The sequence below is a fragment of the Paenibacillus sp. FSL R5-0749 genome, from assembly GCF_038595085.1.
In the GTDB taxonomy this organism is placed as follows: Bacteria; Bacillota; Bacilli; order Paenibacillales; family Paenibacillaceae; genus Paenibacillus.
On record NZ_CP152005.1, the window covers coordinates 183,143 to 196,855 of the forward strand.

At 45.8% G+C, this 13,713-nt stretch carries 12 protein-coding genes and 1 tRNA gene; 11 read left to right on the top strand and 2 right to left on the bottom strand.

Features of this window, described 5'->3' with window-relative positions:
• Positions 1–6 precede the first annotated feature (6 nt).
• From MKY85_RS00895 to MKY85_RS00915, 5 genes are all read left to right on the top strand, one after another.
• On the top strand, positions 7–993 hold the full coding sequence (locus MKY85_RS00895; RefSeq protein ID WP_017691250.1) for a YvcK family protein: 987 nt from the start codon (positions 7–9) through the stop codon (positions 991–993).
• Between the two features lie 6 nt (positions 994–999).
• Positions 1,000–1,938 (top strand): DNA-binding protein WhiA, encoded by a 939-nt coding sequence (whiA, locus tag MKY85_RS00900; protein ID WP_253429043.1) that lies wholly within the window; start codon positions 1,000–1,002, stop codon positions 1,936–1,938.
• Positions 1,939–2,193: 255 nt separating this feature from the next.
• Positions 2,194–2,463, top strand: coding sequence for an HPr family phosphocarrier protein (locus MKY85_RS00905; RefSeq protein WP_017691248.1), 270 nt, complete (start codon positions 2,194–2,196; stop codon positions 2,461–2,463).
• Positions 2,464–2,619: 156 nt separating this feature from the next.
• Complete coding sequence (locus MKY85_RS00910; protein ID WP_339239016.1) at positions 2,620–3,372, top strand: SIMPL domain-containing protein; 753 nt, start codon at positions 2,620–2,622, stop codon at positions 3,370–3,372.
• A gap of 388 nt (positions 3,373–3,760) precedes the next feature.
• A complete protein-coding gene (locus tag MKY85_RS00915; RefSeq protein ID WP_342571559.1) occupies positions 3,761–4,858 on the top strand; it encodes a DUF4163 domain-containing protein in 1,098 nt (365 codons plus the stop codon).
• A 235-nt stretch (positions 4,859–5,093) separates the two neighbouring features.
• Here MKY85_RS00915 and clpP read toward each other — a convergent pair whose 3' ends face one another.
• Positions 5,094–5,690 (bottom strand): ATP-dependent Clp endopeptidase proteolytic subunit ClpP, encoded by a 597-nt coding sequence (gene clpP, locus MKY85_RS00920; protein WP_017691245.1) that lies wholly within the window; start codon positions 5,688–5,690, stop codon positions 5,094–5,096.
• 176 nt (positions 5,691–5,866) lie between these two features.
• A tRNA-Arg gene (locus MKY85_RS00925) sits at positions 5,867–5,941 on the bottom strand.
• Between the two features lie 426 nt (positions 5,942–6,367).
• Here MKY85_RS00925 and MKY85_RS00930 point away from each other — a divergent pair.
• From MKY85_RS00930 to eno, 6 genes are all read left to right on the top strand, one after another.
• Positions 6,368–7,393: a sugar-binding domain-containing protein gene (locus MKY85_RS00930; protein WP_124118313.1), complete on the top strand. Its 1,026-nt coding sequence runs from the start codon at positions 6,368–6,370 to the stop codon at positions 7,391–7,393.
• A gap of 106 nt (positions 7,394–7,499) precedes the next feature.
• Positions 7,500–8,507, top strand: coding sequence for a type I glyceraldehyde-3-phosphate dehydrogenase (gene gap, locus MKY85_RS00935; protein WP_056695277.1), 1,008 nt, complete (start codon positions 7,500–7,502; stop codon positions 8,505–8,507).
• 151 nt (positions 8,508–8,658) lie between these two features.
• Entirely contained in the window at positions 8,659–9,840 is a 1,182-nt protein-coding gene (locus MKY85_RS00940; protein WP_124118312.1) for a phosphoglycerate kinase, read from the top strand.
• Between the two features lie 36 nt (positions 9,841–9,876).
• Complete coding sequence (gene tpiA, locus MKY85_RS00945) at positions 9,877–10,629, top strand: triose-phosphate isomerase (protein WP_253429049.1); 753 nt, start codon at positions 9,877–9,879, stop codon at positions 10,627–10,629.
• Between the two features lies 1 nt (position 10,630).
• A complete protein-coding gene (gene gpmI, locus MKY85_RS00950) occupies positions 10,631–12,175 on the top strand; it encodes a 2,3-bisphosphoglycerate-independent phosphoglycerate mutase (RefSeq protein WP_342571560.1) in 1,545 nt (514 codons plus the stop codon).
• A gap of 239 nt (positions 12,176–12,414) precedes the next feature.
• Entirely contained in the window at positions 12,415–13,701 is a 1,287-nt protein-coding gene (gene eno, locus MKY85_RS00955; RefSeq protein ID WP_076291983.1) for a phosphopyruvate hydratase, read from the top strand.
• Positions 13,702–13,713: the final 12 nt, after the last annotated feature.

The window sequence follows — 13,713 nt, forward strand, 5'->3', positions numbered from 1 at the left end:
GAAGGGATGAAAGAGGCCGGACCACGAAGAGAACGTCCGAGAATAGTTGTAATGGGCGGCGGAACCGGATTATCCGTGATGTTACGCGGTTTGAAAGAAAAGCCGCTGGATATCACGGCCATCGTCACAGTAGCAGATGACGGTGGAAGTTCAGGCATCCTGCGCAATGAGCTACAGATGCCGCCTCCGGGCGACATTCGCAACGTGCTTACGGCACTGGCTGATGTAGAACCATTGCTTTCAGATATGTTGAAGTACCGTTTCAATACAGGCGCGGGGCTTGCAGGCCACAGCTTGGGAAATTTGATTTTGGCTGCAATGACGGATATTTCGGGCGACTTTGTGACCGCAGTGCGGGAGCTTAGCCGCGTGTTTGCCGTTCGAGGTGAGGTATTGCCAGCAGCCGGGCAGGCCGTTGTGTTGCATGCCGAGATGGAAGATGGCACAATTATTACAGGTGAGTCCAAAATCCCTGAGGCAGGCGGACGCATCAAACGTGTTTTCCTTGAACCGGATCACGTGGAGCCGTTGCCAGAGGCAGTAGAGGCTATTCGTCAAGCTGACGCCATTCTGATCGGGCCAGGCAGCCTATATACAAGCATCCTTCCCAATCTGCTTGTACCTAAGCTTGCAGAAGCTGTGGTAGAGGCTGATGCGGTGAAGATGTTTATCTGTAATGTTATGACACAGCCGGGAGAAACGGATAACTATACGGTAAGCGACCACCTTAAGGCGGTACACGAGCATATAGGTCATCAGCTCTTCGACTACGTTATCGTAAATAATGGTGATATTCCGCTGCAAGTGCAGAATAAGTATGCGGAAAAAGGAGCAAAACCAGTTGTACTGGATATGAATGTACTCGAAAGTGCCGGCTATCAGGTGGTTGCAGATACTCTGGTTCTGTTCAAGACCTATCTGCGTCATGATGCCGACAAGCTAAGTCATCACATCTACCAATTGGTACAAAATTGGATGTTACGGAAGAGGTGAAGTCCCATGTCGTTTGCAGCACAGACCAAAAAAGAGTTAACCATGATCGAGAGCGAACCGTGCTGCGAAAAGGCGGAACTTTCAGCCCTCATCCGTATGCTTGGTGCAGTGCAGTTATCGAATAAAAAAGTGATCTTGGATATTTCGACGGAGAATGCCGCCATTGCAAGACGGGCATACTCTCTGCTTAAAAAGCATTTTCAAGTGCATACGGAATTACTGGTCCGCAAAAAAATGCGGCTGAAAAAGAACAATGTGTATATTGTTCGTATTCCAACTATGGTACAGGAGATTCTCAAGAGTCTTCATATTGTATCGGAAGGTTTTCTGTTTACACCAGGGATTAATACGGAGTTGTTTCAGCAGAACTGTTGTAAACGGGCCTATCTTCGCGGTGCTTTTCTGGCCGGTGGATCGGTTAATAATCCGGAAGGCTCCTCGTACCATCTGGAGATTGCGTCCATGTATGAGGAGCACTGTCAGGCACTCGTTGATCTCGCCAATGAATTTCATCTGAATGCCCGGTGTATAGAACGGAAAAAAGGATTCATCCTATACATTAAGGAAGGCGAGAAAATCATTGAGCTGCTCAGCATCATTGGTGCTCATCAGGCCTTGTTCAAGTTTGAAGATGTACGGATTATGCGAGACATGCGTAACTCCGTTAACCGGATTGTCAATTGTGAAACTGCCAACCTGAATAAAACCATTGGAGCGGCTGTAAGACAAATCGATAATATCCGTTTGTTGCAAAAAGAAGTTGGTCTGGAGTCACTGCCTGAGAAACTTCGCGAGGTGGCGGAGGTTCGACTGGCTCATCCAGATATCAATTTGAAGGAAGTGGGCGAACTCCTTAAAGGTACAGTTAGCAAGTCTGGAGTAAACCATCGGCTTCGTAAAATTGATGAGCTGGCTGAGAAAGTGCGCACAGAACGTTATGGTTAAGACGTCGCAGGGTAAGTAACAAGGTCGGCTGTTTCTACTGAACAGAAACGGTCGGGAAGGTCAGCCGTTAAGGATCTGGGAGAACTCACTTAGGTCATTGAATGCGCTCTGCAAAAGATGAAATAGGGCAAGATAATGTCCTACAAAAGCCCCTGAGTTTTTTCTTCTAGTGTCCTGCACGGGTTAATGGTATAATGTTGTATAAATATAATTGTGTATTTAATGTCCAGATTTCATAATAGGGGGTAAGTTTCCATGACAAAGCACCCGGTAGTTGTCCGTTTGAAAACGGGTCTCCATGCCAGACCTGCGGCACTGTTCGTTCAAGAAGCGAATAAGTACTCGTCTGAAGTGTTCGTCGAGAAGGACGACAAAAAAGTTAATGCAAAAAGTATTATGGGGATCATGAGCCTTGCGATTAGCACAGGTACGGAAATCCAGATTAGTGCAGAAGGCGCGGATGCCGAACAGGCTGTAAACGCTTTAGTTAGTCTGGTAAGCAAGGAAGAGCTCGAAAACCAATAAGATATGATCAATCCAATGAAGAAGTCCCGAAAGGGGCTTTTTTGCGTTATTGAGGTATTTGCTATCGTCAAGTGCAACATTATGGAATTTGTCCCGTCTGTTAAGGTATCAAATCGATTAAAGTTTGAGATGTTAACACATAAGGAGGCTATCGTGATGGGTAAACAATGGATGAAACCGTTTGGTGCAGTGCTGGTGGCAAGTACGTTGCTTGTAGGAGGAACCGCTTGGGTTGCGCCAGGGAGCTATGCTTATGCTGCAGAGGTTCAAGGCGTACAACAGAATGTGATTAATGTCGTGGGTAAAGGTGAGATTCAGGTGAAGCCTGATATTGCTTATCTGTCCATTGGTGTGAACAGTACTGCAGAGACAGCTGCATCTGCTCAAAAAGCGAATGCTGCCAAAGTTCAAAAAGTATCCAACTTGCTGAAGAATACGTGGAAGATCAGTGCAGACGACATTCAAACCAGTCAGTTCTCTGTACAACCCAACTATACGTATAGCGAAAAAGACGGACAACAAATTAAAGGATACACAGCCCATCATACACTGACAGTCACGTATCGTCAGATGGACAAGATCGGCGAACTGCTTGATGCTGCTTCAGGTGCGGGTGCGAACAATATTGAGAACGTGCGCTTTACTGTAGAAAATCCGGAAACTTATGAGTCCCAAGTGATTGAGAAAGCTGTTGCCAATGCAGATGTGAAAGCTGGCGCCATTGCAAAAGCGGTTAAACGTCAACTGGGTGCTGTTCTTTCCGTAAGCCAAGGCGATGCGAATGTACCTGTGTTCTATGCAAGTGAGTCATTGATGTCCAAAACAGCAGATACAGCAGGTGGCACTGAGATTGAAACAGGCCAGGTTAAAGTAAGCACAATCCTGAATATCACGTATGAAATGAAATAAATAAGATCGAACTAATGATTGTAAACTCAAGTAACCTTTATAAGTGTCATTTAAAGGGTACAACGAAATAATGACAAAGACTTTGTCCTGTGGACAGAGTCTTTTTTTGTTGGAAAAGCAAACTTTAATGAAGTTAGATAGAAGTGTACCTTTTTGAAGCAACGTGAAATGCTGTTTATTGGTATCTTTTTTGTATAGTTGTTCGTGACAAAAAGGTCATATCCCCTTATATTTTGCGTCTGATATTCATCAACATTGTAACTCGAGCTGTAAACCTTTCCGAAATTGGGTTAATTATAATAGAGAGGTGAGCGTATGAGATATGCGATCAGGTCAGGATTACATACGCAATGATACCTAATTGTGAATTCAGAGAGGAGTTTTATATATGACATCATGGAAAAAATGGACAAGTGCGTTGCTTGCAGCAGGAATTATTGTAGGTAGTGGTTCGGTATGGCAGGAGAGTTCGGTACAGGCGGCTTCTGTATCCTCGAAAGTGACAACCCCAGCTGAGGTAACGCTGAAATCGGGTGGGAAAACACTGACTCAAAAAGGACTTCTTCAAGGTGGATCGACTTGGGTCTCGCTGACAGCAGTCAAAGATGTAGCGGGTGGAACTTTGAAATATGATGCTAAAACGAAGTCATATACGGTAACAGCAGCCAACAATGCGATGACCGTTAGCCTGATGGATGGACAACCAAACGTCTATATTAACGGGTATTACCCTCAGGTGGAAGCAAAATTGATTCAGGGTCGATTATATATTCCATTCTCGGCAATGCGAGATTATCTGGGTGTACAGGGAAATTGGGATGGCAAAACCAAAACGTTGACACTCAGCAAAGTGAAGCAAAATAATGTGCAGGTAAAATCGACAAAAGTAAACGTGACTGTGAAAAATGCGGAGGTGGATGTACAATATCCGCAGGTGAGTGGACTTGCCAGCAAAGAAGCTGAAGCGGCCATCAACAAAGTGCTCAAAGATGAAGTGGACACGGCTGCTGCTGCCTTCAAAAAACAAACCACTGAATTCGGCGGGGCAACCGCAAAACGTCCATATGCATTTGAAACTTCGTATGTCGTGACCTACAATGAGAACGGCGTGCTAGGTTTGATCACTCAACGTTATGAGGACTATGCAGGAGCACACGGCATGACAACCCGCACGGGACACACCTTTGCATTGGACACAGGCAAGGAGCTTACGTTAGATGATGTGCTGCAAAATAACAAAACCATGCGCGAGACGTTGGGTAAAAAAGTGGGCGAGCAACTGAAAGCCCGCGGTGGATACCTGGAAGGTTACAAAGGGTTAAATAAAGACCAGGATTTCTATGTGACACCAACAGGTGCAGTTGTGTTCTTCCAGTTGTATGAATATACAGCTTACGCGGAAGGCTTCCCTGAAATGAAGTTCACTTACAAGGAAATTCTGCCTAAGGGCACGGAACCGTTTAGCAACGTAACATCAGACAAGTAAGTTCGCGTAGGGTAACTTTTAAGCAAGAGCACTCATATCACATTCTTCTCATGAAAAATAATAACAAGAATCCCCCGTCATCCTGCTTTGACGGGGGATTCTTGTTTATCCAGGCAACGCACTCCACTAACGGGTGTGATATTTGCCTGTTTAGTTGAAAATAGCACAGGGCGGGCTCACCTTTATATCGGTGAAGCCCGCCCTGTGAAGTTACCGCTAGTCTCCAGGCAGCATATTAGATGCCTTGGGAACCCACGTTTTCAATAACTTTATCAATGATACCGTAATCGGCAGCTTCAGCAGCACTCATGAAGTAGTCACGATCTGTATCTTTCTCGATCCGCTCCAGAGGTTGACCTGAACGCTCAGAGATGATGCGGTTCAAGGTATCACGCATTTTCAGGATGCGGCGAGCACGGATTTCGATGTCCGAAGCTTGACCTTGAGCACCACCAAGCGGTTGGTGAATCATGATTTCACTGTTAGGCAACGCAAAACGTTTCCCTTTTGCACCAGCATTCAGCAAGAATGCACCCATGGAAGCCGCCATACCTACACAGATGGTAGATACATCCGGTTTGATGAATTGCATTGTATCGTAAATGGCCATACCGGCTGTAATCGATCCGCCTGGGCTGTTGATGTATAAGTGAATGTCTTTCTCCGGATCTTCCGCAGCCAGGAACAACATCTGTGCCATAATGGCATTAGCCACTACATCATTAACATCGCTACCAAGGAAAATAATACGATCCTTCAGCAATCTGGAGTAGATGTCATAGGCGCGCTCACCCCGGTTGCTCTGTTCAACGACCATTGGAATAAAACTCACGTGAAAAACCTCCTCGGAATGTAAATGTTATTGGTGCTTATATTTAAACTGTTACCGTATTACCCACATAATAAACAATTCCAAACAAAAAGTCAAAGAAAGTCAAACTAACTTGCAAAAAAAAGAAACCTTTCCGGTTTCATTGGTTAAAAGGGTTATGAGCTGTTAAATAAAAGTGGCGCGCCCGCCAAGAATCGAACTTGGATCTCAGGCTTCGGAGGCCTACGTCATATCCATTGGACCACGGGCGCACATTATGTGACAGCAATAATGATTATAGCTCATGAAATATTTAATTGCAAGCAATTCGTGATGTGTATTGGTTTGGATTAGCCTAAAAATGATCATGATGAAGAAGAGTGGATAAAGAGTGCATTTAAGTAAATGCTATTAGAGGTTTTGGACATGCCCGATGAAATGTATTCTGAGCGATATGTAGATGGAATTCATTTGTTTCTTCTATATATGGTATGCGTGAGCTAGTCCTTGATCATGGAAGTCTAGGATTGTGAAAATAGGCGCGTACAATCGCTGAATGTGTGTCGAAATAACACGTTGAAACACTTGCATGTCACGTCAGTTTTAGGTAGAATAGACGTGGGACTTAAAAAGTTAACCCGGGACGTTTTAGGGCCATGAAAGAGAGCTTGGAACGAGAACTTGCGGGAGTGGAAAGCATGCGAACGATTTTAGAAGTACAAAAGCAGCTTCTGCCTGATCTCATGGATGTCTTGAAAAAGAGGTATACGATTCTGCAGCAGATCATGTTATCGGATGTGATCGGACGGAGAACGTTAGCTAATTCCATGCAGATGACCGAGCGGGTTCTGAGGGCTGAGACCGATCTGTTAAAGGCTCAGGGACTTATTGAAATTGACAGTGCAGGAATGAAGATCAGCGAGGCAGGGTATGATTTGCTGCAGCAGTTAGAGCCCGTAGCCAAAGAGTTGTTCGGATTATCCGAGCTGGAAGAGCGCATCAAGCAAGCCTACGGTCTGCAAAAGGTAGTTGTGGTTCCTGGTGATTCGGACGTATCTCCATTTGCCAAAAGGGAACTGGGCAGAGCCGGAGCGAAGGCTCTCGGCAATATCATGAGTGACAACGACGTTGTCGCCGTTACTGGCGGATCAACAACGGCCGAAGTCGCAGAGCAACTGACTCCGCCAACATCGCTCAAAGGTGTCTGGTTCGTACCGGCACGCGGTGGACTTGGAGAAAGCCTTGAAATTCAGGCAAATACGATTGCATCCACGATGGCAAAACGGGTAGGAGCGCAATATAAACTCCTGCATGTACCGGATTTGCTTAGTGATCATGCCTATGAATCATTAATCCAGGACCCTAGTGTTCAGGAGATTCTGCAGCTGATTCGAAAATCGCGGATTGTTATTCATGGAATTGGTGATGCCGTGGAGATGGCGACAAGACGTAAACTTGCGACGGAGATCATAGATGAACTTCAGGAGCAGGGAGCCGTATCTGAATCTTTCGGTTATTACTTTAACGATCAGGGTAAGGTGGTACATACCATGCTTACACTGGGGATGCGACTACAGGATATTGAACGAACCGATGTTGTGATTGGAATCGCAGGTGGCAAAAGCAAAGCTGCTGCTATACATTCCGTGTTACGATTTGGTCAGGAAGATATTCTGATTATTGATGAGGCAGCTGCCGAAGTCATCGTTGCTGAAATGGAATAAAGTTTTACTCTGCAACACAACTATTGTTGTCTTGACGGACTTCACCGTCTGTCTTGAATATATAAGTTTCATAAAAAATTAATCAAAACTTGGGAGGAACTTACTCATGATTAAAGTAGGTATTAACGGTTTTGGACGTATTGGACGCTTGGCATTCCGCCGTATTCAAAATGTAGAGGGCATTGAAGTAGTAGCAATCAACGACTTGACTGACGCTAAAATGCTGGCTCATTTGCTCAAATATGATACAACTCAAGGTCGCTTCGATGGCGATGTTGAAGTACACGATGGCTTCTTCAAAGTGAACGGCAAAGAAGTTAAAGTATTGGCTAACCGTAACCCGGAAGAACTTCCTTGGGGCGACCTGGGCGTAGATATCGTTCTGGAATGTACTGGTTTCTTCACAACGAAAGAAGCAGCTGAGAAACACTTGAAAGGTGGAGCTAAGAAAGTTGTTATCTCCGCACCAGCTACTGGCGACATGAAAACCATCGTTTACAACGTAAACCATGAAATCCTCGACGGTACTGAAACTGTAATCTCCGGCGCATCTTGCACAACGAACTGCCTGGCACCTATGGCAAAAACACTGCAAGACAAATTCGGAATCGTTCAAGGTTTGATGACTACAATTCACGCTTACACTGGCGACCAAAACACATTGGATGCTCCACACCCTAAAGGTGACTTCCGTCGTGCTCGCGCAGCAGCTGAAAACATCATCCCTAACACAACTGGTGCTGCTAAAGCAATCGGTCTGGTAATTCCAGAACTGCAAGGCAAATTGGATGGTGCAGCTCAACGTGTACCAGTAGCTACTGGTTCCCTGACTGAGCTCGTAACTGTTCTGGGTAAAAAAGTTACTGCTGAAGAAGTTAACGCAGTAATGAAAGAAGCTTCCGACCCACAAACTTTCGGATACACTGAAGACGAAATCGTATCTTCCGACATCCAAGGTATCACTTTCGGTTCCCTGTTTGATGCAACTCAAACTAAAGTTCTGACTGTTGGCGACCAACAATTGGTTAAAACTGTAGCTTGGTATGACAATGAAATGTCCTACACTGCACAATTGGTTCGCACTTTGGAGCACTTTGCAAAAATGATTAAGTAATATCTGCAATAACATAGAGCGGAAACAGATGCTATATTGTTTCCGCTCTTTATATATCAATATTTTGCAAATTTCTCAAAAACACCAGGATTGACAAGGGATTTCAGCCCTTGATCGGTCCACCAAATACATGGGTGCGGAGGAAATACAGATGAACAAAAAAAGTGTACGCGATATCGAATTGACAGGAAAACGGGCTTTTGTCCGTGTAGATTTCAATGTGCCGCTCGAAGATGGTAAAATTACAGATGACAAACGTATTCGTGCAACGCTTCCTACAATCAACTTCTTGATTGAAAAAGGCGCTAAAGTCATTTTGGCAAGCCACATGGGTCGTCCTAAAGGCGAAGTGGTTGAATCCTTGCGTTTGACTCCAGCAGCTGAGCGTTTGTCCGAATTGTTGGGTAAAACAGTTGTTAAAGCTGACGATTCTGTTGGTGACGCTGTTAAAGCTCAAATCGCTGAACTGAACAACGGCGACGTATTGTTGCTTGAAAACGTTCGTTTCCACGCAGGCGAAGAGAAAAATGATCCGGAACTGGCAAAACAATTTGCTGAACTGGCTGACGTTTTCGTTAACGATGCGTTTGGCGCGGCTCACAGAGCACACGCTTCGACTGAAGGAATCGCTCACTTGCTTCCAGCAGTGTCCGGTTTGTTAATGGAAAAAGAACTTGAAGTGTTGGGTAAAGCCATTTCCAACCCTGAGCGTCCTTTCACAGCCATCATTGGCGGATCCAAAGTTAAAGACAAAATCGATGTAATCGACAACCTGCTGAACATTGCAGACAACGTGATCATCGGTGGCGGTCTGACTTACACGTTCCTCAAAGCACAAGGACATGAAATTGGACAGTCCTTGCTGGATGACTCCAAACTTGATGTTGCGCTCGGTTTCATCGAAAAAGCGAAAAAATTGGGCAAAAACTTCTACCTGCCGGTAGATATCGTAGTGTCTGACGATTTCAGCGCAAAAGCAAACACACAAATCGTTGATATCGATGGCATCCCAGCAGATTGGGAAGGAATCGACATCGGTCCTAAAACACGTGAGATCTATGCTGACGTAATCAAAAACTCCAAATTGGTTGTATGGAACGGACCAATGGGCGTATTTGAAATCGAGCCATTCTCCCACGGTACTCGTGCAGTAGCAGAAGCTTGCGCTGAGACAGAAGCTTACACTGTAATTGGTGGCGGTGACTCCGCAGCAGCAGCTGAGAAATTCAAATTGGCTGACAAGATGAACCACATCTCTACAGGTGGCGGTGCATCGCTCGAGTTCATGGAAGGTAAAGTACTTCCAGGCGTAGTGGCATTGAACGACAAGTAAGTTTTAGTAGTCTATAGCATGAAGGAGTTGAAACCCATGAGAACACCGATTATCGCAGGTAACTGGAAAATGTTCAAAACGGTTTCCGAATCCAATGACTTCATTCAGGAAGTTAAAGGAAAAGCGGAAGTTGAAGGCGTGGAAACTGTAATCTGCGCACCGTTTACGAATCTGCCATCCCTGGTAGAAGCCGTTAAAGGCACAAACATCAAAATTGGTGCACAAAATCTTCATTTTGAAGACAATGGTGCATTCACAGGTGAAATCAGCGGTGTAATGCTGAAAGACCTGGGTGTGGATTATGTCATCGTTGGTCACTCGGAGCGCCGTCAATATTTTGCGGAAACCGATGAGACTGTTAATAAAAAGTTACATGCAGCATTCCGTCACGGATTGACTCCAATCTTCTGCCTTGGTGAAACGCTTGAAGAGCGTGAAGCGAACCAAACAAAAGACGTATGCAAAGTGCAAACAGAAGCTGCTTTGGCAGGTCTGTCTGCAGAGCAAGCGGCACAAGTCGTTATCGCTTATGAGCCAATCTGGGCGATTGGTACAGGCAAATCCTCCACTTCCCAAGATGCGAATGAAGTTATTGCTTACATCCGTACATTGGTGAAGGATCTGTACAACGAGACGGTTGCGAGTGCAGTTCGTATTCAATACGGCGGCAGTGTTAAACCGGAGAACGTAACAGAATACCTCGGACAAAGCGACATCGACGGCGCGCTTGTTGGCGGTGCCAGCTTGCAGCCGGCTTCGTTCATCGCGCTTGTTGAGGGGGCGAAGTAAGATGACAGCTCCAAAACCTGTAGCATTGATCATCATGGACGGCTTTGGTCTGCGTAACACGGTGGAAGGCAATGCGGTAGCGCAAGCCAAGAAACCGAACTACGACCGTTTTATGAGCCAATTCCCACATACAACACTCACTGCTTGCGGTGAAGCTGTAGGTTTGCCAGAAGGGCAAATGGGAAATTCCGAGGTAGGTCACCTGAACATCGGTGCCGGCCGGATCGTATACCAGGATTTGACCCGTATCTCCAAATCCATTCGTGACGGCGAGTTCTACGACAATGAAACACTTGTCAAAGCTGTGCGCGAAGCGAAACAAAACGGTAAAAAGCTTCATCTCTACGGCTTGTTGTCCGATGGCGGCGTACATAGTCACATCGACCACCTGTTCGCTATGCTGGATCTGGCCAAAAAAGAAGAAATGAACGATGTATATATTCATGCCTTCATGGATGGCCGTGATGTTATGCCCGACAGTGGTAAAGACTTCATGCAGAAGCTGATCGCTAAAATTGAAGAAGTTGGTGTGGGACAAATCGCTACGGTACAAGGTCGCTATTACGCGATGGACCGTGATAAACGTTGGGAACGGGTGGAGAAATCATACCGCGCCATCGTTTATGGAGATGGACCGAAATACACTGACCCACTCAAAGCGGTTGAAGAATCGTATGAGAAATCCGTATTTGATGAATTCGTTGAACCAACGGTTATCGTCAAAGCGGATGGTGAGCCGGTAGGTTTGGTAGAAAGCGGCGATTCCGTTATCTTCCTTAACTTCCGTCCTGACCGTGCAATCCAGTTGTCGCAAGTGTTCACGAACCAGGATTTCCGCGGTTTCGATCGTGGTCCGAAGTTCCCTGTGGGCTTGCACTTTGTTTGCTTGACTTTGTTCAGTGAAACGGTTGAAGGTTATGTGGCTTATTCGCCGAAGAACCTCGACAACACCCTGGGTGAAGTTCTGGTACAGAACAATAAAAAACAACTGCGTATTGCAGAAACGGAGAAATACCCGCACGTTACCTTCTTCTTCAGCGGCGGTCGTGATGTGGAGCTTCCGGGCGAAACTCGTGTACTGATCAACTCACCAAAAGTTGCGACATATGATCTGCAACCAGAGATGAGCGCGTATGAAGTGGCTGACGCATGTGTTCGCGAGATCGAAGCAGACAAACATGACGCCATCTTTCTGAACTTCGCTAACCCTGACATGGTTGGACACTCCGGCATGCTGGAGCCTACCATCAAAGCGGTTGAAGTAACAGATGAATGCATGGGCCGTGTTGTGGATGCAGTACTTGCCAAAGGCGGCGTTGTACTGATCACGGCGGATCATGGTAACGCGGATATGGTGTTCGATGAGCAAGGACGTCCGTTCACAGCTCATACAACAAACCCGGTTCCATTCATCGTTACAGATGCTAACGTTACCTTGCGTGAAGGCGGAATCCTGGCAGATATCGCGCCAACGATCCTTGACCTGATGCAGTTGCCTAAACCGGAAGAAATGACAGGTACATCTGTTATTGCTACTCGTAAATAATTCGTTTTAATAGGTTGTCGAATAAGACAGAGTGGAACCTGGAACGAAGCGGGCAGAACCAATCTGAAGAAGCGTTAGCGTTCGCCTTTATCACATGATTCCAACTTATAAAATTAAGTTCAAAGGAATCAGGGGATAACAGCGATCGGAAGATGGTACTGCGTGCGGAGTGGTCTGGTGAAACTGAACTATTCTGAACGTATTAAAAATAAATTCAAATTTAAAGGAGATTATCACAAATGACTATTATTTCTGACGTGTACGCTCGCGAAGTCCTCGACTCCCGCGGTAACCCTACAGTAGAAGTTGAAGTATACCTGGAGTCCGGCGCAATCGGACGTGCAATCGTTCCATCCGGTGCATCCACTGGTGCCCACGAAGCAGTTGAGCTTCGCGATGGCGACAAATCCCGTTACCTCGGTAAAGGCGTTCTGCAAGCTGTTAAAAACGTAAACGAAACAATCGCTCCAGAAGTTATCGGTATGGATGCATTGGATCAATTGGGTATCGACAAATTGATGATCACTTTGGATGGTACGCCAAACAAAGGTAAACTGGGTGCTAACGCAATCCTGGCTGTATCCATGGCAGTAGCTCGCGCAGCTGCTGACGCTCTGGACCTGCCATTGTACGTTTACCTGGGCGGATTCAACGCTAAAGCATTGCCAGTTCCAATGATGAACATCATCAACGGTGGTGAGCATGCAGACAACAACATTGACGTTCAAGAGTTCATGGTTCTTCCAGTTGGAGCACCAAGCTTCAAAGAAGCTCTTCGCGTAGGTGCGGAAATCTTCCACAACCTGAAATCCGTATTGAGCTCCAAAGGCTTGAACACAGCTGTAGGTGACGAAGGTGGTTTCGCACCGAACCTTGGTTCGAACGAAGAAGCAATCACTACAATCATCGAAGCGATTGAAAAAGCGGGTTACAAACCAGGTGTTGACGTATTCCTCGGTATGGACGTAGCTTCCACTGAGTTCTACAAAGATGGTAAGTACACTCTTGCTGGCGAAGGTAAATCTTACACTTCCGCTGAGTATGTTGACCTCTTGGCTTCATGGGTTGAGAAATACCCAATCATCACAATCGAAGACGGTATGTCTGAAGATGACTGGGATGGTTGGAAATTGCTCACTGAGAAATTGGGAGACAAAGTACAACTCGTTGGTGACGACTTGTTCGTAACGAACACTGAGCGTCTTGGCAGAGGTATCGAAGAAGGTATCGGTAACTCCATCCTGATCAAAGTTAACCAAATCGGTACATTGACTGAAACATTCGATGCAATCGAAATGGCTAAACGTGCAGGATACACAGCTGTAATCTCCCACCGTTCCGGTGAGTCCGAAGACAGCACAATCGCTGATATCGCTGTTGCAACAAACGCTGGTCAAATCAAAACGGGTGCTCCTTCCCGTACAGACCGTATCGCGAAGTACAACCAATTGCTCCGCATTGAGGATCAACTGGGTGAACTGGCTCAATACAATGGTCTTAAAGGATTCTACAACCTTAAAAAATAAGCTGGATATCCA

Coding starts and splice junctions, on each gene's coding strand:
- MKY85_RS00895 (WP_017691250.1), top strand. CDS start 7: ATGAAAGAGGCCGGACCACGAAGAGAACGTCCGAGAATAGTTGTAATG.
- whiA (WP_253429043.1), top strand. CDS start 1,000: ATGTCGTTTGCAGCACAGACCAAAAAAGAGTTAACCATGATCGAGAGC.
- MKY85_RS00905 (WP_017691248.1), top strand. CDS start 2,194: ATGACAAAGCACCCGGTAGTTGTCCGTTTGAAAACGGGTCTCCATGCC.
- MKY85_RS00910 (WP_339239016.1), top strand. CDS start 2,620: ATGGGTAAACAATGGATGAAACCGTTTGGTGCAGTGCTGGTGGCAAGT.
- MKY85_RS00915 (WP_342571559.1), top strand. CDS start 3,761: ATGACATCATGGAAAAAATGGACAAGTGCGTTGCTTGCAGCAGGAATT.
- MKY85_RS00930 (WP_124118313.1), top strand. CDS start 6,368: ATGCGAACGATTTTAGAAGTACAAAAGCAGCTTCTGCCTGATCTCATG.
- gap (WP_056695277.1), top strand. CDS start 7,500: ATGATTAAAGTAGGTATTAACGGTTTTGGACGTATTGGACGCTTGGCA.
- MKY85_RS00940 (WP_124118312.1), top strand. CDS start 8,659: ATGAACAAAAAAAGTGTACGCGATATCGAATTGACAGGAAAACGGGCT.
- tpiA (WP_253429049.1), top strand. CDS start 9,877: ATGAGAACACCGATTATCGCAGGTAACTGGAAAATGTTCAAAACGGTT.
- gpmI (WP_342571560.1), top strand. CDS start 10,631: ATGACAGCTCCAAAACCTGTAGCATTGATCATCATGGACGGCTTTGGT.
- eno (WP_076291983.1), top strand. CDS start 12,415: ATGACTATTATTTCTGACGTGTACGCTCGCGAAGTCCTCGACTCCCGC.